Source organism: Brevibacillus sp. BD137, assembly GCF_041644655.1.
Taxonomy (GTDB): Bacteria; Bacillota; Bacilli; order Brevibacillales; family Brevibacillaceae; genus Brevibacillus; species Brevibacillus brevis_D.
Genome location: NZ_JAOTNO010000012.1, coordinates 127,266 through 149,076, shown reverse-complemented (window position 1 = coordinate 149,076; position 21,811 = coordinate 127,266). Strand labels below are relative to the sequence as shown.

General features: G+C 48.3%; 23 protein-coding genes and 3 tRNA genes. 25 read left to right on the top strand and 1 reads right to left on the bottom strand.

The window, feature by feature from the left end; genetic code table 11:
* Nucleotides 1–127: 127 nt before the first annotated feature.
* From ODZ53_RS22900 to ODZ53_RS22840, 13 genes are all read left to right on the top strand, one after another.
* Nucleotides 128–985: a carbon-nitrogen hydrolase family protein gene (locus tag ODZ53_RS22900; RefSeq protein ID WP_012686242.1), complete on the top strand. Its 858-nt coding sequence runs from the start codon at nucleotides 128–130 to the stop codon at nucleotides 983–985.
* Between the two features lie 36 nt (nucleotides 986–1,021).
* Complete coding sequence (locus ODZ53_RS22895) at nucleotides 1,022–1,693, top strand: GNAT family N-acetyltransferase (RefSeq protein ID WP_188068100.1); 672 nt, start codon at nucleotides 1,022–1,024, stop codon at nucleotides 1,691–1,693.
* A gap of 45 nt (nucleotides 1,694–1,738) precedes the next feature.
* Nucleotides 1,739–2,410: a GNAT family N-acetyltransferase gene (locus ODZ53_RS22890; RefSeq protein ID WP_372680284.1), complete on the top strand. Its 672-nt coding sequence runs from the start codon at nucleotides 1,739–1,741 to the stop codon at nucleotides 2,408–2,410.
* A 142-nt stretch (nucleotides 2,411–2,552) separates the two neighbouring features.
* Nucleotides 2,553–2,795 (top strand): hypothetical protein, encoded by a 243-nt coding sequence (locus ODZ53_RS22885; RefSeq protein WP_372680282.1) that lies wholly within the window; start codon nucleotides 2,553–2,555, stop codon nucleotides 2,793–2,795.
* On the top strand, nucleotides 2,792–4,090 hold the full coding sequence (locus ODZ53_RS22880; RefSeq protein WP_372680280.1) for a sigma-54 interaction domain-containing protein: 1,299 nt from the start codon (nucleotides 2,792–2,794) through the stop codon (nucleotides 4,088–4,090). Before ODZ53_RS22885 ends, ODZ53_RS22880 begins: the two co-directional genes overlap by 4 nt.
* Nucleotides 4,091–4,251: 161 nt before the next feature.
* Nucleotides 4,252–5,121: an energy-coupling factor transporter ATPase gene (locus ODZ53_RS22875; protein WP_087350822.1), complete on the top strand. Its 870-nt coding sequence runs from the start codon at nucleotides 4,252–4,254 to the stop codon at nucleotides 5,119–5,121.
* The gene (locus ODZ53_RS22870) at nucleotides 5,118–5,978 is read left to right on the top strand and encodes an energy-coupling factor transporter ATPase (protein WP_372680277.1); all 861 of its coding nucleotides are present in this window, start codon (nucleotides 5,118–5,120) and stop codon (nucleotides 5,976–5,978) included. Before ODZ53_RS22875 ends, ODZ53_RS22870 begins: the two co-directional genes overlap by 4 nt.
* A gap of 13 nt (nucleotides 5,979–5,991) precedes the next feature.
* Nucleotides 5,992–6,828 carry an energy-coupling factor transporter transmembrane component T family protein gene (locus tag ODZ53_RS22865; RefSeq protein WP_372680275.1) on the top strand — a complete coding sequence of 279 codons (837 nt, stop codon included), beginning with the start codon at nucleotides 5,992–5,994 and terminating at the stop codon, nucleotides 6,826–6,828.
* 66 nt (nucleotides 6,829–6,894) lie between these two features.
* Complete coding sequence (locus tag ODZ53_RS22860) at nucleotides 6,895–7,452, top strand: ECF transporter S component (protein WP_064199677.1); 558 nt, start codon at nucleotides 6,895–6,897, stop codon at nucleotides 7,450–7,452.
* On the top strand, nucleotides 7,452–8,414 hold the full coding sequence (locus tag ODZ53_RS22855; protein WP_372680273.1) for a P1 family peptidase: 963 nt from the start codon (nucleotides 7,452–7,454) through the stop codon (nucleotides 8,412–8,414). The genes ODZ53_RS22860 and ODZ53_RS22855 overlap by 1 nt, the downstream gene beginning before the upstream one ends.
* Nucleotides 8,415–8,451: 37 nt before the next feature.
* Nucleotides 8,452–9,669, top strand: coding sequence for a M20 family metallopeptidase (locus ODZ53_RS22850; RefSeq protein WP_372680271.1), 1,218 nt, complete (start codon nucleotides 8,452–8,454; stop codon nucleotides 9,667–9,669).
* Nucleotides 9,670–9,767: 98 nt separating this feature from the next.
* Nucleotides 9,768–11,555, top strand: coding sequence for a M3 family oligoendopeptidase (locus ODZ53_RS22845; RefSeq protein WP_372680269.1), 1,788 nt, complete (start codon nucleotides 9,768–9,770; stop codon nucleotides 11,553–11,555).
* A 121-nt stretch (nucleotides 11,556–11,676) separates the two neighbouring features.
* On the top strand, nucleotides 11,677–11,925 hold the full coding sequence (locus tag ODZ53_RS22840; protein WP_012686254.1) for a hypothetical protein: 249 nt from the start codon (nucleotides 11,677–11,679) through the stop codon (nucleotides 11,923–11,925).
* Between the two features lie 79 nt (nucleotides 11,926–12,004).
* Here ODZ53_RS22840 and ODZ53_RS22835 read toward each other — a convergent pair whose 3' ends face one another.
* Nucleotides 12,005–12,913, bottom strand: coding sequence for a C40 family peptidase (locus ODZ53_RS22835; RefSeq protein ID WP_372680267.1), 909 nt, complete (start codon nucleotides 12,911–12,913; stop codon nucleotides 12,005–12,007).
* A 177-nt stretch (nucleotides 12,914–13,090) separates the two neighbouring features.
* Between ODZ53_RS22835 and ODZ53_RS22830 the strand changes: the two genes are divergently transcribed.
* The 12 genes from ODZ53_RS22830 to ODZ53_RS22775 all read left to right on the top strand — a co-directional run bounded on the left by ODZ53_RS22830 (nucleotide 13,091) and on the right by ODZ53_RS22775 (nucleotide 21,790).
* Nucleotides 13,091–13,167: transfer RNA gene (locus tag ODZ53_RS22830), tRNA-Asp, on the top strand.
* A gap of 43 nt (nucleotides 13,168–13,210) precedes the next feature.
* Nucleotides 13,211–13,286: transfer RNA gene (locus ODZ53_RS22825), tRNA-Thr, on the top strand.
* A gap of 7 nt (nucleotides 13,287–13,293) precedes the next feature.
* Nucleotides 13,294–13,380 (top strand) — tRNA-Leu (locus tag ODZ53_RS22820).
* Nucleotides 13,381–13,558: 178 nt separating this feature from the next.
* A complete protein-coding gene (locus ODZ53_RS22815; protein ID WP_199926767.1) occupies nucleotides 13,559–14,605 on the top strand; it encodes an NAD(P)/FAD-dependent oxidoreductase in 1,047 nt (348 codons plus the stop codon).
* 158 nt (nucleotides 14,606–14,763) lie between these two features.
* A complete protein-coding gene (locus ODZ53_RS22810) occupies nucleotides 14,764–15,393 on the top strand; it encodes a VanW family protein (RefSeq protein WP_199926768.1) in 630 nt (209 codons plus the stop codon).
* Nucleotides 15,394–15,526: 133 nt separating this feature from the next.
* Nucleotides 15,527–16,072, top strand: coding sequence for a hypothetical protein (locus ODZ53_RS22805; RefSeq protein ID WP_372680265.1), 546 nt, complete (start codon nucleotides 15,527–15,529; stop codon nucleotides 16,070–16,072).
* Between the two features lie 57 nt (nucleotides 16,073–16,129).
* Nucleotides 16,130–16,756 (top strand): fumarylacetoacetate hydrolase family protein, encoded by a 627-nt coding sequence (locus ODZ53_RS22800; RefSeq protein ID WP_087350857.1) that lies wholly within the window; start codon nucleotides 16,130–16,132, stop codon nucleotides 16,754–16,756.
* Nucleotides 16,757–17,057: 301 nt separating this feature from the next.
* Complete coding sequence (locus ODZ53_RS22795; RefSeq protein ID WP_372680262.1) at nucleotides 17,058–17,960, top strand: C40 family peptidase; 903 nt, start codon at nucleotides 17,058–17,060, stop codon at nucleotides 17,958–17,960.
* A 195-nt stretch (nucleotides 17,961–18,155) separates the two neighbouring features.
* Nucleotides 18,156–18,761 (top strand): TetR/AcrR family transcriptional regulator, encoded by a 606-nt coding sequence (locus ODZ53_RS22790; RefSeq protein WP_017248223.1) that lies wholly within the window; start codon nucleotides 18,156–18,158, stop codon nucleotides 18,759–18,761.
* Between the two features lie 33 nt (nucleotides 18,762–18,794).
* The gene (locus ODZ53_RS22785; protein ID WP_372680260.1) at nucleotides 18,795–20,321 is read left to right on the top strand and encodes an o-succinylbenzoate--CoA ligase; all 1,527 of its coding nucleotides are present in this window, start codon (nucleotides 18,795–18,797) and stop codon (nucleotides 20,319–20,321) included.
* A 9-nt stretch (nucleotides 20,322–20,330) separates the two neighbouring features.
* Complete coding sequence (locus ODZ53_RS22780) at nucleotides 20,331–20,747, top strand: MaoC family dehydratase (protein WP_372680258.1); 417 nt, start codon at nucleotides 20,331–20,333, stop codon at nucleotides 20,745–20,747.
* Nucleotides 20,744–21,790 carry a 3-oxoacyl-ACP synthase gene (locus ODZ53_RS22775; protein WP_372680256.1) on the top strand — a complete coding sequence of 349 codons (1,047 nt, stop codon included), beginning with the start codon at nucleotides 20,744–20,746 and terminating at the stop codon, nucleotides 21,788–21,790. The genes ODZ53_RS22780 and ODZ53_RS22775 overlap by 4 nt, the downstream gene beginning before the upstream one ends.
* Nucleotides 21,791–21,811: the final 21 nt, after the last annotated feature.

The window sequence follows — 21,811 nt, the reverse complement described above, 5'->3', positions numbered from 1 at the left end:
GTTGAGAGTCGCCCGTCTAAGCGGATAGGCGACTTTTTTCATACAGTCTATAACGAGACTTTACAGACTGTTTTTGATATATTTTAGTCTGAGAGGTTGTTATCACGTCTGAGGAAGGAAGAATGGCATGAAAATGCGTGTTTCCGCTGTGCAGTACCATCTGCATACCATACATAGCTTTGAAGACTTTGCCAATCAAGTTGAGCACTACGTGAAAAACGCGCAAGAGTACGACACAGAATTTCTCCTTTTCCCGGAGCTGTTTACGACTCAACTCATGTCAATCGGAGACGAACAGGGCAATGCGCTGCCGATTACAGCATTGCCATCATTCACGGACCGATATGTTGAGCTGTTTCGTTCCCTCGCTGCCAAATATGAGATGCATCTGATTGGTGGAACGCACATCATCGAGGAAAACGGCAAGCTTTACAATACGGCTTTTCTGTTCTACCCGGATGGACGTGTTGGCCAGCAGAAAAAAATCCATATTACGCCATGGGAAGTAAAAGGCTGGAACATGGGGGCTGGCGATTCGCTGCAAATCTTTGAGACCGACAAAGGGAAGGTAGCGATGATTATTTGCTACGACATCGAGTTCCCTGAGTGGGTGCGTATCGCCAAAGCACGGGGTGCAGACGTCATTTTCTGCCCATCCTGCACGGATGATCGCCACGCGTTCCACCGCGTACGTTATACCAGTCATGCCCGGACAATTGAAAACCAAGTGTATGTCGTGCTGACTGGAACAGTAGGCTCGTTGCCGACCGTTGATTTCATGCGAGCGAACTTTGGACAAGCGGCGATCTTGACACCAAACGATGTTCCGTTCCCTCCGCGAGGCATTCTTGCTGAAGGGGAAATCAACCACGACATGATGGTAACCGCTGACCTAGATATCCAATTGCTATACGATGTGCGGGAAAAAGGCTCTGTCACAACGTGGCGCGACCGCCGCACCGATTTGTATACAGACTGGAAGTAAGCACTCCATCGTGATCTGGACAGCAGGAGGATGCATATGTACAGAAAAGAGCTGTATGTATTTGAAGGGAACAAGCCACGGAAAGCCGTCATTCGCAACTACAATCGCGCAGACTTCTTCGAATTGATCCAAATACAGGCGGAGAGCTTTCCCCCGCCGTTCCCGTCAGAGCTATGGTGGAACCAGGAGCAGCTGACGAACCATATTACGCTCTTCCCGGAAGGTGCCATTTGTGTAGAAGTGGACGGCGTTTTGGCAGGTTCGATGACAGGGTTGCTCGTGAAGTTTGATCCGGCTCACCCCGAGCATAAATGGGAAGATGTCACGGATAGCGGTTATATTCGTAATCATGATCCTGAGGGGGACACGCTATACATTGTAGATATTTGCATCCGACCGAGCTTCCGCAAGCTGGGATTGGGTCAACAGATGATGCAAGCAATGTATGAGCTGGTGGTACAAAAAGGACTGCGCAGATTGCTCGGCGGAGGTCGCATGCCAGGATATGGACGGTATGCAGACCAATGGACACCTGAGCAGTATTTGGAGCATGTTCTGACAGGGGAAGTAAGAGACCCGGTGATTACATTTCTCATGCACTGTGGTCGCACGCCTGTTCGGGTTGTGGCAAATTATTTGGAAGATGAGGAATCTCGCAACTACGCGACACTCATGGAATGGAAAAATCCATTTCAACAGCATCTGTAGGGTGTTTGTTTATCCGACATAATCGATCGAGAGGGGATTTGACTGATGGAATTCGTACGTATTCAACATATTGACAATCCACTGTTTGCGAAGATGCACCGTTTGATGCAAGAGGTTTTCCCGCCTGAAGAAGTATTGGCGTACGATCTGTGGAAAGAACCGCTCGAAGATCCAGGCATTCGCGTATTTGTAGCTGTACACGAAGGAGAAGTTGTGGGCGCTACCGAATACCGTTATTACACAGACATGAACGTAGCCATGACAGACTTCACGATCATTGGTCGCGAAGGACTCGGGGTGGGACGTTTCCTCGCCAGGGAGCGTCAAAAGGACCTGCTCGCTCTGGCTGCTGAAAACGGCAAGGAGCTATACGGGATGTTTGCAGAAATCTACGACCCGTACCGTGTGGCAGAACACAGCTTTGGCGGAATCAAGCCAATGGACCCATATGTACGCCGTGAAGTGCTCTCGCATCTGGGCTACAAACGTACGAACTTTACGTATGTGCATCCATCTTGGCAAAATGACGGCGAAGCAGTATCTGGACTCGATCTGGGCTTCATGCCGACTAACGAGGAGCAAACGACCCTCGAAGCGGATCTGATCGTCACGTTCTTGAAGCGATACTACGCCGTGCTTCCACAAAAGCCACAAGCATGGCTCGACATGGTGAAAAACTTGGAGAGCAAAGAAATGGTGGAGCTGCTCCCTATCTAATTGAAAGACAACAAGAACCAACTCTCCTGTGGAGCGATGTTCACGGCTCCATGGGAGTTTTTCGTAGAGCGTAAGTCAGATTATTGCGAAAAAACAAGCTGCCGCATTTTTTCTCTAACCAGCAAAAACAGAGGTGAAACAGGTGAACGCTCAAAATCTAGCATCGATCTTCCTTTACATAGCCGTCATCTTACACTTGTTGGGCATGAGTGGCTGGACTTCTGCAAAGCTGGGACAACCAATTGAGCTAGCCATCCTCGCACTGATGCTCCTATCCATTTTCATTTTACGGAAAAAGAAACGAAAAAAGCGTCGGGCAAGAAGGCCAGCACCGGAAGTAGCCGTTATGCTTGAGCATGCCGAGGAAGGAGAACCAGGCAAATGATCCATGACATCCACATGCAGGCGATTCTGGACGCTTCTCATGACGGGATCATTGCGGTCGATCGGGATTCGATTATAATCGGAGTCAATAAAAATGCGATGGAAATACTCGGTCTGCCTAGCAATATTGTTGGACAAAAAATTACCCGTTATATCCCTAATTCAGATATGTTGAGGATTTTGGCAACGGGAAAAAAAGAAATAGGGGACATTGCCACGATCCTGAATCGACAAATTATCATCAACCGTTTGCCGATTGTCGTAGAGGGTGAAATCGTGGGGGCGGTTTCCACTTTTAAAGAGATTACCGACATTCAAAAAATGGAGATGCGCATTCGCAAGCAAAGTATGGAGAGCGGCTTGGAAGCCAAATTCCGCCTGGAGGATATCATTGGAGAATCTGCTGCGATCCGGGAAGCAAAGGAATGGGCGGAAACATTTGCGCGGACAGATGCGACCGTTCTCATACAGGGAGAGACTGGGACTGGCAAGGAGCTTTTTGCTCAAGGGATACATTTGAGCAGCCAGCGTGCAACCGGACCGTTCATCCCGGTTAACTGTGCGGCTCTCCCTGGCAATTTATTGGAGAGCGAGTTGTTTGGATACGAGGAGGGCGCTTTTACTGGCGCGCGAAAAGGTGGAAAGCCCGGGCTGTTTGAATTGGCCCACGGAGGCACTCTGTTTCTCGATGAAATCGGAGAGATGTCGATTCCGATCCAAGCGTTGCTCTTGCGTATCTTGCAGGAGAAAAAAGTGCGCAGAATCAGCGGAGAGCGTATCGTCCCTGTCGATGTGAGAATCATAGCGGCAACGAATCGGGATTTGGAACGACTGGTTGAGGAAAAGCAGTTTCGTTCAGACCTGTACTTCCGATTGAATGTGTTGACGCTTGAGTTACCTGCTTTGCGAGAGCGAATTGAAGATATTCCTCTATTGGTGACATCGATCATGGAAGAAATCAAGGAACGGGAAAATAAAAGGCATTTGAAAGTAGAAGAGGCCGTTTTCCATGTTCTCAAACAATACGACTGGCCAGGCAATGTACGAGAGCTGCGCAACGTTGTGGAAAGAATGGTCTTGCTGTGCAAAGATGACGCGCTTGGCAAGGGGGACACAGCTTTTTTTGCCAAGAAGCTGCATCAGCGACAATCTTACCGAGACCATGAAGAGGGAGAAGCAGAAGCCATCCGAAAGGTTTTGGCGGAGACGAAGGGAAACAAAGGGGAGGCGGCGAAAATTTTGGGAATGGATCGGTCCACCCTATGGAGAAAAATGAAGCGCTACGAAAGGTCGTAAAAATTGATGCAATTGCAACAATGTCGATGCATAATTGCAACAGAGTGCCACCGTTAGCTGCTTAGTTTACAGAAAATTAAAAACATATTTATTTGGCATGGTAGTTGCTTATTTATAGGAACACAACACATACGACTTATACGAAGAGGCGAGGGGAGAGCATGACACCACAACCGATTATTCGTGTAGAAAATGTCTCGTTTGCCTATCAGGTTAACCAAGATCAACAAATTCCTGTCCTGCAAAATGTCTCCTTGGAGGTGTTTCCAGGAGAGTATGTCGCCATCATTGGTCATAATGGGTCCGGTAAGTCAACACTGTCTAAGCATCTCAACGGAATATTGACTCCAAAGGAAGGCGATGTCATCGTCAACGGAATCAACACGCGTGAAAAACAGCGTATTCATGAAGTGAGGAGCCGTGTCGGGATGGTTTTTCAGCATCCGGACAATCAGATTGTCGCGACGATTGTAGAGGACGATGTGGCCTTCGGATTGGAGAACATCGGAACATCGGCGGAAGAGATGAAAACACGAGTGGATTTTGCCCTAGAGGCAGTAGGAATGAGTGCCTTTCGCCATCGACCGCCTCATCATTTGTCTGGCGGACAAAAGCAACGGATCGCCATTGCGGGGATATTGGCGATGAAGCCACAATGCCTCGTCATGGATGAAGCGACGAGTATGCTGGATAGCTACGGTAGACAGGATATTTTGGCCGTCGTCCGCAAGCTGCACCGCGAAGGAATGACGATTGTCACAGTGACCCATCACATGTCAGAGGTAGCAGAAGCGGATCGCGTTATCGTGATGGAGGGCGGCAAGATCGTATTGCAGGGCACTCCGCGAGAAGTATTTTCCCATCAGGAAAGACTTCGCGAGCTGCATCTGGATGTTCCGGACGCGAGCCGGATTGCCCATCTCGTTCATTCCGAATATAGCGAATTTACACCTGATCTCATCCACAATGAGGAAGTTGTCGCGGAGGTTAATCGTCTGTACGTCAGACAAGCGGAGGCGAGTGGTTCATGACGCAACCGATCGTAAACGTAGAAAATCTATCTCATGTCTATATGCAGGGAACGCCTCTCGAACATCGTGCTCTCGATCAGGTAACCATCCAGGTGGCAGAGGGCGAATGCTTGGCCATTATCGGTCATACCGGCTCGGGAAAATCGACGTTAATCCAGCATTTTAACGGCCTGATTCGCCCGCAATCCGGTACGGTCATCATTAATGGAATGGATGTCTCTCAACCGAAGATGGATATTCGTACGTTGCGCAGACAAGTAGGGCTCGTTTTTCAAAACCCGGAGGATCAACTGTTCGAAAAGCTGGTCGGTGATGATGTAGCCTATGGCCCTTTTCGGATGGGGCTGCCTTTAGAGGAGGTGCGGCGACGCGTTCAGTGGGCGATGGACTTGGTTGGCCTCTCGTTTCAGGAGATGAAAGACCGTCCGACTTTTGCCTTGAGTGGCGGACAAAAGCGCAAGGTGGCATTGGCTGGCGTCCTCTCCTTGCAACCCAAGGTTCTCGTGCTTGACGAGCCAACAGCAGGGCTAGACCCGCGCTCTCGTCTTGAGCTATTGGAACGCATCCGCCGTCTCAATCGGGAAGAAAAGCTTACGGTTATTTTCGTCTCACACAATATGGAGGAGGTCGCAAAGCTTGCTGATCGCGTTTACGTCATGGCAAACGGCAATTCAGTCTGCGAGGGGACACCACGAGAAATTTTTGGCAATCAAGAATTGCTGCGCCAGCATCATATCGGCACACCGGAATCGGTAGATATTTTATACAGGCTCCGTGAGCAGGGCTACAGCATCGATCCAAGCGCTTTTTTACCTGAAGAGACGGCGATGGAAATTTTGAAACTGATGAACCGCTAAGGAGGGGGTCCACATGTCAGCAGAATTTGAATTGACGCGCAATATTACCATCGGTCAATATTTACCCACTACTTCGGTTGTTCATCGTCTCGATCCTCGTTTCAAGCTGGGTGCTTTCGTCATCCTCATTCTAGCGATTGCCATCTGTGATACATACGTGGGCAACCTGTTTGCTTTAGCCATTTGTATCTGGATGTTTCAAATCTCGAAAATCCCTCTGCATTACGGCATATCCGGGATCAAGCCCGCCATCCCCTTTATTATTATTTTGGCAATCATGCAGTTGCTTTTCTACGGGGAGGTTGTCAATGGCGGAACCGTTTATTTGAAATACGGCTTCATCACGATCACGAGTGAGAGTGTGCGCCTCGTCATCGTGTCAGCCATGCGCTTTGTAGAAGTGATCTTTTTATCGAGTGTCCTCACGCTGAGTACTTCTACGACGGAACTCACGCACGGAATGGAACGACTGCTAGGGCCCTTGGAAAAAGTAAAGTTTCCGGTTCACGCGTTTGCATTGATCATCACGATTGCTGTGCGCTTTGTACCTACCTTCGCGATGGAAATGGAAAAAATGATGAAAGCACAAGCGTCCCGTGGTGCAGATTTCGGGACAGGAGAATGGTGGCGGATCATCCAGCGAACAAAAGACATGTTTCCCATCATCATCCCGTTGTTTAATGTGGCGCTTTCCAGAGCAGAAGATTTGATTTTGGCAATGGAAGCCAGATGCTACACACCAGGTGCCGCACGGACTAGATACACCCAATACAAGGCAGTAGGCAAGGATTACGTCGCGCTGATCGCAAGCATTGTCATTTCTGCCATCATGCTCGCCATACCTTGGTAAGGGAGACTAGCGGGAACTCGCCCTAGTAGGGCATTCCACATAAAACGCGTAAAAGGAGGAGTATGCATGGAAAAAGGCTTGACCGTTCGCAAGATTGTCATTGCAGGCGTTCTGGGCGCGATCGCGATTTTACTCGGGGTGACACGTCTCGGCTACATTCCGGTTCCGACAGCAGCGGGCAATGCCACTATTATGCACATCCCGGCAGTTATCGGGGGCATAATGGAGGGCTGGGGCGTTGGTATGATCATTGGCCTTATATTTGGAGTCTCTTCTTTCTTAAATGCCACCGTTCCGCTTTTTAAAGACCCTCTCGTCGCCATCCTGCCACGCTTGTTTATTGGTGTGACTGCTTACTTGACTTACGTTGGTTTGAAAAACGTCAATCAGTATTTAGCGATTGGTGCCGCTGGCTTTATTGGGGCAATGACCAACACGATCCTGGTCCTGGGCATGGCCGTCATTCGAGGATATATGACCCTCGGTGTAGCGACAACGGTCGCAATCACGAGTGGCTTGCCAGAAGCAATTGTGTCTGTCATTGTTACGGTGGCTGTTGTTGCGGCTTGGAAAAAATTAGGCTCGGCAGGCAGACAAAAATCAAAAATTTCAGGAGACTTATAATGAGTGGAACGATTGTTGACGTACCTGGCGTTCTCGTCGGGCATGCACAAAACGAAGAAACATTAACGGGATGTAGTGTGATTATGCTGGAAAAGCCATCTGTCTGCGGTGTGGATGTCCGGGGTTCTGCCCCGGGCACCCGCGAGACGGACCTCTTGGACCCTGTCAATCTGGTGAGTGTCGTACATGCGATTTGTCTTTCTGGTGGTAGTGCATACGGTTTGGATGCTGCTACAGGTGTCATGCAGTATTTGGAAGAACAAGGCATCGGACTGGATGTTGGCTATGGCGTCGTTCCTATCGTTCCAGCAGCAGTTTTGTTCGATCTGGCTGTTGGCGACTATCGGGTTCGTCCGGATCGTCAAATGGGCTATGAGGCAGCACGGGCAGCAAGCTGTGAGCTAGTAGCACAAGGAAACATCGGTGCTGGTACGGGTGCGTCAGTAGGAAAGCTGAATGGATTTGGGAATGCGATGAAGAGCGGGTTGGGCACAGCTTCCGTGATTCTACCCAATGGACTTGTCGTTGGCGCCATCGTCGCTGTCAATGCGGTCGGTCATGTGGTAGATCCGCAGTCAGGGACGATCTTAGCAGGGCCAAGAGATGAACAGGGAACGATTCGGGATAGCATGGAGATCATGCGCCAGCGAGCTTTTGCCCCGATTCCTCCAGGTACAAACACGACGATAGCTGTAGTCGCGAGCAATGCCCGCTTGTCCAAAGCAGAAGCAAACAAAGTAGCGCAAATGGCTCACGACGGGCTTGCCCGTACGATCCGGCCGATTCACACCATGTACGATGGCGATACGATCTTTGCGGTAGCAACAGGCGAAGTCGAGACGAGTGTAGACTTGGTGGGCGCGTTGTCCGCAGATGTGCTGGCTAAAGCCGTCATCCAAGCCGTTAAGCACGCAGAGGAGGTAGGGGGACTGCCTTCTTATCACAGTTACTTCCAGAAATAGGTGTACCATAATGGGATGCAGAGGAGAGGATTGGCGGATGAATCAGGTAATATCCTTTGTTGACGAGCAGGAGGTTGTACGCCTAACGCAGGAGCTCGTTAGAATTCCGAGTGTGTTTCGCCCTGATCAGGCAGGAGCGAATGAAGAGCGGGTCGCGCTATTTGTCGCCGATTATCTTCGCAACATGGGGTTGCAGGTGTTCTATGAAGAGGTTGTTCCAGGCAGACCGAATGTCATCGCATTTTACGATTCGGGTAGGCCTGGCAAGACGCTTTTATTCGAGGCTCATACAGATGTCGTAACAGAAGGGGATCGGGGTGCTTGGAGCTATGACCCTTTTGGCGGGACAATATCTGGTGGGCGTATCTACGGGCGTGGCTCCTGTGACACAAAAGGAAATCTGGCTGCCGCGATATGTGCCGTCAAAGCTATCCAACGATCCAAACAGTCTTTTACAGGCAAAATCCTCCTGTGCATCCCTTGCGATGAGGAGAGCATGATGATCGGGATCAAAGATTTCATCCGACGCGGCTGGGCAAACAACGTTGACGCTGCGATCATCTGCGAACCGGAAGAAAATCAGCTCTGCATTACGCAAAAAGGAGCGATGCGAGCGATTCTTCGTACGTTTGGCAAAATGGCGCATGGTGCCATGCCACTGACAGGAATCAATCCGAACACAAGGATGGCACGCGCCATAGTCGCATTGGAGGGTCTGGAGCGCAAGGAAATGGCTCGTCTGGGAGAGCACCCGATGTTGGGGTGGCCGAGTATTACTCCCACGATTTTGCAGGCACCGGTCAAAGGAGACGCCCAAATCAACGTCGTACCCGATCAATGCATGACCACGCTTGATATTCGCACGGTACCCGGGCAGGACCATCAAGAGCTGTACAAAGAAATCAGTGCTATATTAGAAGGATTAAGTAAAGAAGATGACAAGTTCAAAGCCACCTTGGAAGTTATCGAAGAGCGTCCTTGGACGTTGACTGGCATGAAGGAAGAAGTCGTGACCGCTGTCGCGAGCGCCTATCGGGAAATCACGAAAAAAGAACCCGTATACAATGGCGTTCCAGGTGCGACAGATGGAACCTTCCTGCACAAGGCAGGCATTCCGATTTTGACTACAGGCGCAGGCGATCGACACATCCCTCATCATGCAGATGAGTACGTAGCGATTGACCAATTGGTAGAATCTACCCAGCTTTTTGCCTTGTCTGCCTTGACGTTTTTGACGCAGCCGGTACGAGCTTGATCGTCTACAAAAGAAGTTTTCTTAGTAAAAACTTGCAGAATCTATCTAATTTTTTTTACAATAGGCTTGTTACATAAGTGAAAAGGAGGCGCGTGCCCATGAATATGCGCTGGAATTTGGACGTCTTGTATTCCTCATTTGATGCACCAGAATGGAAACAAGATTGGGAGAAGTTCGTACGGGAAACAGAAGAGATCAAAAGCTGGGCAGCGCAAAACTTGCAATCTTCAGAAGATGCAGTAGCGAAGATGGAGAATTACATCACGATGATGACCTCCGTCCTGCAAACGCAATTCCGCTTGTATGCCTACGGAGAGCTGACTGCCAGTGTCGATGCTAAGAATGAGGCAGCACTGCTCGCGATTGAAAAAGTGCAGAATCAGGCTGTTGAATTGGTTGAACCAGGCGTACACTTCCAAAAATGGTTAGGATCGTTGAGCAACCTGGACGAGCTGATTACCCAGTCGGAACTGTTAGAAACACATCGTTTTATGTTGACAGAAATGTCAGACAAGAGCAAATACATGCTAGGCGAAAAAGAAGAAATCATCTTGGCAAAAATGAAAAATACAGGGTCAAATGCATGGACAAAGCTCCATGAAATGCTGACCTCCACATTGCTGGTAGACATTACAGTCGATGGAGAGCACAAGCAGCTTCCATTGCCAGTGGTGCGAAATATGGCGAACGAAAAAGATCCGCAGCTTCGCAAAACGGCATACGAGGCGGAGCTTGCCGCTTACAAAAAAATCGTTGATGCTGCTGCTGCCAGCTTGAATGGAATTAAGGGCGAGGTTATTACCGTAGCGAAGCTCAGAGGCTATGAATCACCACTGGATAAGACGTTGCAAGACTCCCGAATGGATCGCGAGACGCTCGAAGCAATGCTTCAGGCAATGCGTGAGAGCCTGCCATCCTTCCATCAATACTTCCGTACAAAGGCGAAGCTGCTCGGTCATGAGAGCGCTCAATTGCCGTTTTATGATTTGTTTGCGCCAGTGGGCGAGGCAGACATGCGTTTCTCTTATGAGGAATCCCGCGATTTCATCGTGAAGCATTTTGGTAGCTTTAGCGAAAAGCTCGCCAACTATGCAGCACGAGCTTATGACAATCAGTGGATAGATGCAGAGATTCGTGAAGGCAAGCGTGGAGGGGCATTCTGCTACAACCTGCACATCGTAGGGGAGAGCAGAATTATGTCCAACTACACAGGCAGCTACAGCGATGTGAGCACAATGGCACATGAATTGGGACATGGCTATCACGGAGAATGTCTGGTAAACGAAGCTTTCTTGAATAGCGACTATCCAATGCCAATCGCTGAAACCGCGTCCATTTTGTGCGAAACCATCATTGCCAATGCAGCGCTTGAACAAGCGACCTCCGAGGAAGCATTTGCGATTTTGGAAAATGATATCAGCGGAGCAAGTCAGGTGATCGTTGATATTTATAGCCGTTACTTGTTCGAGACGGCTGTATTTGAGCGCAGAACAGAAGGTGCCTTGTCTGTTTCCACGCTGAACGAACTGATGCTGCAAGCGCAAAAGGATGCGTACGGAGATGGTTTGGATCCGGAAGCCCTGCACCCGTACATGTGGGTATGCAAACCTCACTATTATAGCGCGGATTACAATTTCTACAACTTCCCGTATGCTTTTGGACTCCTGTTCGCGAAAGGCTTGTACGCAGAGTATCTCAACCGCGGGGAAGCTTTTGTTGAGCAGTACGACAAGCTCTTGTCCGTAACGGGCAAAATGAGCATTGCGGATGTAGCAGCCATCATGGATGTTGATGTACGCTCCGTTGATTTCTGGCGGAATTCCCTCTCTTTGGTTGCAAAAGATATCGAAAAATTCGTTGAGCTCGCCTCTGCTCGCCTGAACTAAATTAGGAAGAACGTCCGTTATGTCATTAGCGGGCGTTTTTTATTTATGCTGCTAAGCGTTTTTGTGCGCATAGGTAACAGAGGGGAAGGAGAAAGTAAGAAAAAACAGATGAGGTGATTACGTGGTAAATGGATTGCAGTTACTCGACCTATTACGGGAAACGGAGAACAAGATGCTGCATTTACATAGAGCCATCGACAGAGTAAGCAGCGAGCCGGATTTCAAGGAGTCTGTCAGTGTTCTTACCGTAGTCGTTCGTGATTATCAACTTCAGCTCGACAAAATGAAGCAAGCGTTGGGCAAAATTGAAATCGGAGGGCAACAGCAACAACAGCAGCAACAGCAGGGACATAATACCGAAATACATTAAGCATAGAACGACAAACAGCCCTCGAACTGCGCTGAAAAGGCAGATAGGGCTGTTTGTTTGCTTATCCGTGTAGGAAAGCTTACTGGAAATTAGCGTAACGCTTCACACCGTAAAACGGGTAGAGCTTATGCATGTATTCGACTTTGCCATAACGAACATCTTCGCCATTCGCGTGCACAATTGCTCCATTACCCAGATAGATCGCTACGTGAGACACGCGTCCTTTTCCAAGCGCATCGTAGAACAAAAGGTCACCCGGCTGTGCTTGATCCAGTGATACTTCTTGACCGCCACGGAATTGATCTTCAGAAGTGCGCGGAAGTGTAACCCCAAGCTGATCAAAAACGTATGAAGTAAAGCCACTACAATCAAAGCCATTCGGAGTCGTTCCGCCTAAAACGTATGGTGTTTTGAGCAATGGCTCAAAAATTTCCTGCAAACGACCCAGATCTTCTGCATTTACCTCGGCAGGCAGCGAAACGGTAGAAGTGAGGTTTGGACTTAGGAATTCTGTAGCAACGTATGCTTCACGATCTTCGAATTCGATTTTCGTCCATTCACTACCCGTTTCTACGACTTCTACAATGGAACCGGATCGTAGCTTGCCTAACACTTTTGCGTCAGTCGAAGGCTTTTTACGCACATTCAGTACGTCACCAGTGACACGGGCTTTTTCACCAGCGGTTAGTTCTTTAGACTCAGTGGTAGCGTTATCATTCTGATCGACAGTTACATCGGAAGGAATGTCTGTCGCAATGGAGCCAGAAGTGTTTGCACCATGAATTGACAAAGTTTGTCCAATTGACAATCGATCATCATTCAGTTGGTTCCATTGAATAATTTGATCCACCGTGACCTGATGTTCGCGAGCGATCTTGCTCAACGTATCACCTGCTGATACCACATATGCCGATGAGGAAGCATGGGCAGCAGTAGGCAGCAGAGTGAAGAGGGCGAGGAAGGTGAGTAGCCTCGAAGTCTTTTTCATGTCATCGTCTCCACCAATCTACTAAAATCTGCATATCTAGCTAAAATTCTATCGGATTTTGCTTGGTAAATCTATGAAAAAATTAATCTTTCTATTATTTTTAAAAAACTATTGCTTCACAAGATAGGATCGTGCTATATTACATAAGTCGCCGCAAGATGGGGGACAAAACCACATGGAGCTGTGGTGAAGTTGGAGTTCACGCCGGTCTGTCACACCGGAGGTCGCGGGTTCGAGTCCCGTCAGCTCCGCCATTCTTTTACTAGAATGTGCGAATTGAATAGTTTCTTTTAACGTGCCGGTATAGCTCAATTGGTAGAGCACCTGACTTGTAATCAGGGGGTTGTGGGTTCAAGTCCTATTGCCGGCACCATTTTTATGCGGTCGTGGCGGAATTGGCAGACGCGCTAGATTCAGGTTCTAGTGGTGGCAACACCGTGGAGGTTCAAGTCCTCTCGACCGCACCATATGGCAAACAACAGGTTCGTAAATTAGCGGATGAAGCTAATTACGAGCCTTTTTATTTTTTCTAGCATGTTGAATCCTCCTCCATTTTCCATTACAATCACATTGTGATAATGAATCTCATTTTCACTATCACTTGATGATTCATAAACAAACGAGAAAGACAGTGGAGGGGTAGTTGTGGGAGAACAGTTGGAGCTGTTTGATGTAACCATTATCGGCGGTGGCCCTGCGGGGATGTACGCTGCCTTTTATAGCGGAATGCGCGATATGAAGACGAAACTCATTGAAGCAAAAGAAGAGCTCGGTGGACGAATGTTGATCTATCCAGAAAAAATGATCTGGGATGTAGGCGGTGTACCACCACAGTTATGTGAAAAGCTGATTGCCAATCTGGTGCAACAAGCGAAGACATTTGATCCTGCCATCGTCCTAGGTGAGGCGATCATTGGACTAGAGCCACAAGAAGACGGCACGTACATACTCGTTGCAAAATCAGGGAGAAGGCATTGGACCCGCACGATCATTTTGGCTTTAGGCCGAGGTATTTTGAAAATGGCAAAGCTGGAGATCGAAGGAGCAGAGCGCTACGAGGTGACAAATCTTCATTATACCGTGCAGGAACTGGAGCCATTCCGTGGCAAGCACGTCCTTATCTCAGGTGGTGGGGACTCCGCGGTCGATTGGGCAAATGAACTGGTGCAGATTGCAGCGTCCGTAACGGTCGTGCATCGCCGCGATGTATTTGGTGGACATGAACGGAATGTGAAGCGCATGAAGGAGTCATCTGCGATCGTACGCACCCCATATGCGGTCACGCAATTGCAAAGCTCAGACAAAGAAACGATCGATAAAGTGACGATACGTCATCTAGAGACAGACGAGACAGAGCAAATCAATGTCGATGCGATCATCGTCAATCACGGATTGAAGGCTGATTTCACCGGGATTAAAGAGTGGGGCTTGGACATGGATGAATGGAACGTATTTGTCAGCCCTCGTCTGGCAACGAATCTACCAGGGATTTTTGCGGCGGGTGATTTTGCGAGCTTTGACAGCAAGATTACGCTGATCGCGGGAGCATTCACCGATGCGGCTGTAGCCGTAAACAGTGCCAAATTGCACATTGACCCGGTAGCAGATCGGATGGCGTACGTTTCTTCTCATAACCAGCGTTTTAAAGAAAAGAACAAAGCCCTCGGGGTTATCGACGAGGGCGACGAGTAGAATTGATGTAGGACAAAAAGCCCAACATTTGCAGGTTGATTGTCGCTTTTCCCATACGTTACATTGTAAGAGGCAAGGTATAAAAACTAGGTCAGACGATATAAATAGGGAACTTCGTGCTAGATAATCGATCAACAAATGTGGGAGAGGAAGTAGAAATGAAGAAAGTTCGGCATTGGCTGATCACTATGGCTACAGTGGCCCTTGTGTTCTCGCTCGGTATGAACTTCGCGCCTGAGCATGCAATGGCATTACAATTAGACCAGGTATCTCCTTCTATCGAGTTGCAGGATAAGTTACAGGAAAAGTATGTGGAGAAGATGGGCCTCAAGGAAGACGAGGTTCTCGGCTTTTATTACTCATCGATGAAAAACAGCACAGATGAGCGTAAACATAACATCAAGCAAGCATTGAGCAAGATTCATAATGAAAAAATCAAGCCGCAACAGGTGTTTTCTTTTAACGATATAGTAGGAAATTCGAATTTGCCTGATGGTGGTTGGCAAAAGGCTGGAGTCATTCAGAACGGGCAGCTCGCTGATGACTATGGAGGCGGGATATGTCAGGTTTCCAGCACGCTTTACAATGCAGCTGCTGAAGCGGGAATGATCATGGTGGAACGGCATAACCACAGCAAATCGGTGAGATACGTGCCAGCGGGTCAAGATGCCACAGTCGCGTATGGCTATATGGATTTTAAATTTGTCAACTTGTACGACTTCCCTGTGAAAATCAAAGCAAAATCATACGATGACGAACATGTTGTGATTGCGATCATACGTGCGTAGCTTCGAAGGAATAAAGGGGGCATCCTATGGATGAACCCTGTTTTTTTCGGTATTTTGACAGGAAAAAAATGGATATCGATTTGGTTTTGAGTCATGCATTCCTGACCATACTGTTTTAGAAGGAGGTGCCGTGATGTTCGTTCAGGTGACAGGTGATTCACACAAGCAAGAGGTTCTCGTCATGGGAGAACGGTTAGAACGCCAGCAGGATGGTTGTTATCTTTTTCCTGGGAGACTTGTCCACGCATTGAAGCCACATGATTTGCCAGTAGGAATCCCATTCAAGCTCTCGGGTGCGCTGCCCTCTGGCTACGGGTTTTATCGGGAAGACTCTGTTGTTTTCCGGCGGACGAATGATACTCCTTCCCTGTGGATTGATGTTACTTCTACATATATGGTGGCGGAATGGGATGGCATGTTCTCGGTGGAAGCAACGGTTGAAGCCAGAAAGCATGTCGTGGAACAGCAACAGCAGTTTGCCTTTGTCCTCTCCGAAGCGACAGAGCAGCATGTGATTTTCCATTACGAGTTTTCCTGGAGCTCCAAGCAAGAGATGGATCTGGAGAGTGCTTTGGAATCTATTTGTGATACCGTGATTGAAGTAGAAGCACGAGGAAATGCCCGACTTTGGCCTGGCTATGGAAACTGCATGGAAGAGGACGAACAAGACAAGCTGTAATACGCCATGCAGCCATGATATAGTGAAAAAAAGACAGCCACCAAAGGAGAGGACAAAATGGAGCACGTCAAAAATATTTACTGTATCGGTCGCAACTATCGATTGCATGCTGCGGAGTTGGGGAACGATGTGCCAACCAAGCCAATGATCTTTGATAAGCCAACACATGCGCTTGCAATGGCAAATGGTGAGGCCATTGAGCTTCCTTCTTCTCGTGGAGAGCTCCATTATGAGGCGGAGCTTGTGATTCACATCGCGAGGCCATATGAGGCTGGCGTTACTCTTGACGAGATGATTGACAAAATAGCACTCGGGATCGACTTTACTTTGCGGGATGTTCAGAGCGAGCTGAAGAAAGCAGGGCATCCATGGTTGTTGGCAAAAGGGTTTAAAAATTCAGCGATTTTGACTTCTTTTCATCCTTTCCCTGGCATTGATGCACTGCACCAAACAGATTTCTCCTTGCTGAAAAATGGAGAGCAAGTGCAACGCGGCAATCTGCGTGATGTGATTTTTGATTTGGAAACGATTATTGCCTATATTTCCGAACATCTAGGACTGGATCAAGGGGATATCATTTACACGGGTACGCCAGCGGGGGTAGGACCTGTTACGGATGGAGATGTCCTCACTCTCAAGTGGGGAGAAGAGACGTGGGGGCAGTTTACGGCGAAAATGAAATAGGGACAAATGGAAAACCATCTTCTGACAGAAACAAGCAGAAGATGGTTTTTGTTTGGGGATCGGGCCAGCAATAGAGCGGGTTTTTGCGGCGAAAATCATCTTTGATACCGTTTTGTAACCTTTGTGGTTCTATGGAACTAAGGAGTAGCAACCGCCTACGTTACACCTTGTTTTCTGACTAGTCCCATGCTACCAATTCCATCATTGGAAAATTTTACGGTCTTATCCTCCTGTTTCCTCCTGCGCTATTCTGTCCATGTACCCAAGACGGGTGCCACAACATGACAAGGAGGAAAAGAAAGTGACGAAACGAGATTGGGTAATGAGGTCAACAGTAGCAGTCATGCTGAGTACGTCCCTGTTAATGGGTGGTCAAGTTGGAGTAGTGGCCGCTAAGACACAAGATTCAAAACAATCAGAGGTTGCAAATATTGCTACTTCTTTGATCGGGAAGGATTACGAGTACAAAGCAAAGGGACCGAAGCAATTCGGATCAGCAGAGCTGGCTACGTATGCGTACAAACAAGTAGGGATTTCCATCGGGAGCACAATCTCTAGCCTGTACAAGACTGGGACGAAAGTATCCGAAAAAAGCGTAACGCCAGGAGATTTGGTGTTCTTCGCCTCTAGCGGAAGCGGCAGCCCAACTTTTATGGGAATATACATAGGCAGTGATCAATTCGTTTATTCTTCGAAAGGGGAAGACGAGGTAGTTGTCAAAACATATTCGGAGTACAGTGACAAATTTGTAGGGGCTCGTCGTGTTATTGAGAGCAATTCCTCAGAGAATACGCCTAGCAAGCCAGAAAAGCCGGTAAGCACTGTTGCCGATCAAGTTATTAAAAATGGCGAAAAGTACATGGGCACCAATTACAAATACGGCTCCAGCAGTAGTACGACCAAAACATTCGATTGCTCTTCCTTTACACAGCGCGTGTTTAAAGAAGCGGGCATTACATTGCCGCGCGACTCCCGCCAGCAATCTACTGTAGGGAAATCTGTTTCCAAGAGCAACCTGCAAAAAGGTGATCTGATCTTCATGAAGGCATCGGTAAACAGTACTTCTGATCGGATTACACACGTAGCTATTTATGCAGGGGATGGGAAAATCCTGCACACGTACGGCAGTCCTGGTGTGACTTATTCCAAGTACGATGGAACGAACTGGGAAAAGCGCACCGTGAAAATCAAGCGCGTCATTTAAGCATTCGATCCATTTCAGCTCTCGTGCATTTGCATGGGAGCTTTTGTATTATATATGACGCTTGTTCGCACAGATCGTTTCGCGTCAATTTTTGCCATTAGGGAAAAGGGAATCATACCGCTTTTTCGTTCGCAGCAAGAAATGTGTTGTAATATTCAGAAATATACATATAATAAAAACTGAGAGGTGATTCAGGTGTCAGAAAATAGTCTACCTACCCCTGTTTTAACCAAGAAAGGACAGGAAACTCGCAAAAAAATACTGGATGCCGCAGAGCATGTGTTTGGCGAGCTGGGTTATTATGATGCCTCTATCGTCTTGATCACGCAGCATGCACAGGTGTCCCAAGGGACGTTTTACAATTATTTCGAGTCGAAGAAAGCGATTTATGATGAATTGATCAGGCAGCTGAGTAGAGAGCTACGTTCCACGATCAAAGAAGCGATCATGGGAGCAACCACGCAAGAAGAGAATTTGCGCCTAGGATTTCTGGCCTTTTTTCGTTGGATCAAACATCATCGCAATATGTACAGCATTATTCAACAGGCTGCACTCGTCGACCAGGAGCTATATCGCTGGTATTACGCCAAACTGGCAGCCGGGTACGTACGAAGTTTGAAGAACGCCATGAACGAAGGTGCGTTTCGAGAGATGGATCATGAGACGCTGGCTTATTGTCTCATGTCGATCGGACAATTCATCGGGATGCGTTGGGTTTACTGGGAAAATGAAGACGTACCGGAAGAGGTGTTAGAAACAGCCATGTCGATGATTATGAAAGGGATTGCTGCCAAGCCATAACCGATCCATTTTATAGGCAAAGGAGTAAAGTTCATGCACGGAATTGCTTATTGGATTGAAAAGCGAGCCCGAATCACTCCGACGCGGATCGCAGTGATTGCCAACGAGCAATCACTTACGTATCAGCAAATGAATGAGCAGATCCAACGTGTTGCCAACTATTTACGACATGAGCTACAGGTCAAAAAGGGGGACCGGATCGGCATTTTGTCCCAAAACAGTTTGGAGTATGTGCTTCTGCTGTTTGCCATCGCCAAACTCGGTGCGATAGCCGTCCCCTTTAATATCCGCTTGACCCCAGCAGAATTAGATTATCAGTTTGAAGATAGTGGTATTCGCGTGTTATGTGCCCAGCCAGAGTTCGCTGCTACCATTCAGTTGATCAAGGCGAAGGCAAGTGTTGCGCACATGATATGGCTGGAACCGGGAGAACTTCCTTGGAGCCAGGATGGGCCGAGTGAGTCATCCCAGCACAGTAGGACCGACGCAGATGACGGCAGTGGAGATGATCCATACATCATTTGCTATACATCAGGAACGACAGGAAAACCCAAGGGAGCAGTGCTCACCCAAGAAAACATGTTTTGGAACTCCGTACACAATGTAGCCGCGCTTGATCTCACCTCAGAAGACTGCTCGATTGTCTTATTGCCACTCTTTCATATCGGGGGAATCGGACTGTTCGCCTTCCCTACATGGCTTGCTGGCGGACGCGTCGTTGTAGCCGGGAAGTTCGACCCTGATAAAGCGATTCAACTAATCGAAACGCACCGAGTCACCATCGTGATGGGTGTGCCCGCCATCCATGAAGCCATTCGTCAAAGCCCTTTATTTGCAACCACATCATTCGATTCCGTCCGTTGGTTTTACAACGGCGGCGCTCCATGCCCCATGGAACTCATCCAGCATTTTCAGGAGCGAGGCCTCCCTTTTGGACAAGGATACGGCCTAACAGAAACATCCCCCACCGTGTTTATGATTGCCAAGGAAGATGCGAGAAGAAAAGCCGGCTCAATCGGAAAGCCCGTCATGTTTTGTGAAGTCCGCCTGATCTCGGATGACGGAAAAGACGTGGGTCAGGGCGAAATCGGAGAATTGCTTGTCAAAGGCCCGAATGTGATGAAGGAATACTGGAACAGACCAGAAGAAACAGCCAAGACCATCCGCGGTGGGTGGCTGTACACAGGGGATTTGGCACGTTATGATGAAGAAGGGTTCGCCTATATCGTAGGAAGACGAAAAGACATGATTATCTCAGGCGGGGAGAACATTTATCCGCTGGAGCTGGAACAGGTCATCGGCGAGCTGGATGGTGTTCAGGAAGCGGCAGTCGTCGGTGTACCCGATAAAAAATGGGGAGAGGTCGCGAAGGCGTTTATCGTGCCCAAATCAGGTGCAGTCATCACGGAAGCACACATCAAAGAACACTGTGAGCAAAGACTGGCGAAGTATAAAATCCCGAAGTCATTCGTGTTTTTAACTGAGCTGCCACGCAATGCGACAGGGAAAATTGTCAAGCAAGCATTGACCAGATTGAAAACAGATTCCATTACACAATGAGGTGATTACATGGCGAGATTTGCAATAGGGGAGCAAGCATCTTTTAGCAGAACGATTACGGAAACAGATATCGTTCTATTTGCGGGAATGAGTGGGGATTATAATCCGGTGCACATTGACCAACAGTACGCAAAAGACACGCGATTCGGCCAGCGTATCTCACATGGTCTGTTGACGGCGAGCATGTTGTCCAGATTGCTCGGGATGCAGCTGCCTGGCACCGGTTCCATTTACAAAGACCAGACCATTTCGTTTACGGCTCCGGTATTGATCGGAGACACGATCACTGCAACCGCCACTGTGCTGGAGTATCAAGAAGAGCGTGGCATCATTCGATTGCTTACGGAATGTACGAATCAGCATGGAAAAGTAGTTCTTACTGGAACAGCGACGATGCTCGTACCGATGGAAGGAGCGAAAGTATGAATCATCTTGAAGGCAATACGATCCAAGAGCAGACCATCGGAGTGGAAGCGACGTCCGTATTTTTTCCTGAAGGTGTAGAAACAGCTGAATGTTTGGCTGAAAAGACAGGAATCCCCATGCAAGTTATTGTCGAAAAATTCGGTCTTTATCAAAAGCATGTCGCAGATGACACCCTTCATGCATCAGACCTCGCTGTGCTCGCTGCCCAACAGCTGACTGGCTCGGTGATCGATCCATCTGAGATTGACGTGATTATTTACTTTGGCAGCCCGCACAAAGATTACTATGTATGGTCCAGCGCACCGAAGATTACATACGAACTAAAAGCGACAAATGCATACGGTTTCGAGATGATGAACGTCAGCTCGTGTTTCCCAATCGCCTTGAAGGTTGCCAAAGATATGCTGACGGCAGATGCATCCATTGAAAACATCTTGCTGGTTGCTGGCTGTAAAGAATCACAAATCGTCGATTACGACAATCCTCGCTCACGCTTCATGTTTAATTTTGCAGATGGGGGGACAGCGGCTCTTGTAAAACGTGGAGCTACTAAGAGCAGAATTCTCCACAGCTGTGTCATCACCGATGGTTCTTTTCACGATGATATAAGGGTACCCGCAGGCGGCTCGAGGCACCAACCTAGTCATGAAACGGTGGAAAACAGACTTCATTACATCGATGTGCCGAATCCGAGCGATATGAAAGAACGACTTGACCCCATCTCAATACCAAACTTTGTTCATGTGGTAGAGCAGGCATTGGCAAAAAGTAATCGTTCCTTGCGTGATTTGAAGCTGCTGCTTCCTTTGCACACAAAGCGTTCGATGTTCTTGGAGCTGTTGGAACGTTTGCAACTGAGCGAGGAGCAGGCCGTCTATCTCGATCATTACGGGCATTTGTCTGCACTCGACCCGTGTATTGGACTGCATGTCGCACAGCAAGAGGGACGTCTTTCCCCAGGGGATATTGTCGTAGCTGTCAGTGCTGGGACTGGATATACGTGGGCTGCAACCGTCCTGGAATGGTTAGCCGAATCGCAATGAACATGATGACACTCGAGGAGG

Coding starts and splice junctions, on each gene's coding strand:
- ODZ53_RS22900 (WP_012686242.1), top strand. CDS start 128: ATGAAAATGCGTGTTTCCGCTGTGCAGTACCATCTGCATACCATACAT.
- ODZ53_RS22895 (WP_188068100.1), top strand. CDS start 1,022: ATGTACAGAAAAGAGCTGTATGTATTTGAAGGGAACAAGCCACGGAAA.
- ODZ53_RS22890 (WP_372680284.1), top strand. CDS start 1,739: ATGGAATTCGTACGTATTCAACATATTGACAATCCACTGTTTGCGAAG.
- ODZ53_RS22880 (WP_372680280.1), top strand. CDS start 2,792: ATGATCCATGACATCCACATGCAGGCGATTCTGGACGCTTCTCATGAC.
- ODZ53_RS22875 (WP_087350822.1), top strand. CDS start 4,252: ATGACACCACAACCGATTATTCGTGTAGAAAATGTCTCGTTTGCCTAT.
- ODZ53_RS22870 (WP_372680277.1), top strand. CDS start 5,118: ATGACGCAACCGATCGTAAACGTAGAAAATCTATCTCATGTCTATATG.
- ODZ53_RS22865 (WP_372680275.1), top strand. CDS start 5,992: ATGTCAGCAGAATTTGAATTGACGCGCAATATTACCATCGGTCAATAT.
- ODZ53_RS22860 (WP_064199677.1), top strand. CDS start 6,895: ATGGAAAAAGGCTTGACCGTTCGCAAGATTGTCATTGCAGGCGTTCTG.
- ODZ53_RS22855 (WP_372680273.1), top strand. CDS start 7,452: ATGAGTGGAACGATTGTTGACGTACCTGGCGTTCTCGTCGGGCATGCA.
- ODZ53_RS22850 (WP_372680271.1), top strand. CDS start 8,452: ATGAATCAGGTAATATCCTTTGTTGACGAGCAGGAGGTTGTACGCCTA.
- ODZ53_RS22845 (WP_372680269.1), top strand. CDS start 9,768: ATGAATATGCGCTGGAATTTGGACGTCTTGTATTCCTCATTTGATGCA.
- ODZ53_RS22835 (WP_372680267.1), bottom strand. CDS start 12,913: ATGAAAAAGACTTCGAGGCTACTCACCTTCCTCGCCCTCTTCACTCTG.
- ODZ53_RS22810 (WP_199926768.1), top strand. CDS start 14,764: ATGAAGAAAGTTCGGCATTGGCTGATCACTATGGCTACAGTGGCCCTT.
- ODZ53_RS22805 (WP_372680265.1), top strand. CDS start 15,527: ATGTTCGTTCAGGTGACAGGTGATTCACACAAGCAAGAGGTTCTCGTC.
- ODZ53_RS22800 (WP_087350857.1), top strand. CDS start 16,130: ATGGAGCACGTCAAAAATATTTACTGTATCGGTCGCAACTATCGATTG.
- ODZ53_RS22785 (WP_372680260.1), top strand. CDS start 18,795: ATGCACGGAATTGCTTATTGGATTGAAAAGCGAGCCCGAATCACTCCG.
- ODZ53_RS22780 (WP_372680258.1), top strand. CDS start 20,331: ATGGCGAGATTTGCAATAGGGGAGCAAGCATCTTTTAGCAGAACGATT.
- ODZ53_RS22775 (WP_372680256.1), top strand. CDS start 20,744: ATGAATCATCTTGAAGGCAATACGATCCAAGAGCAGACCATCGGAGTG.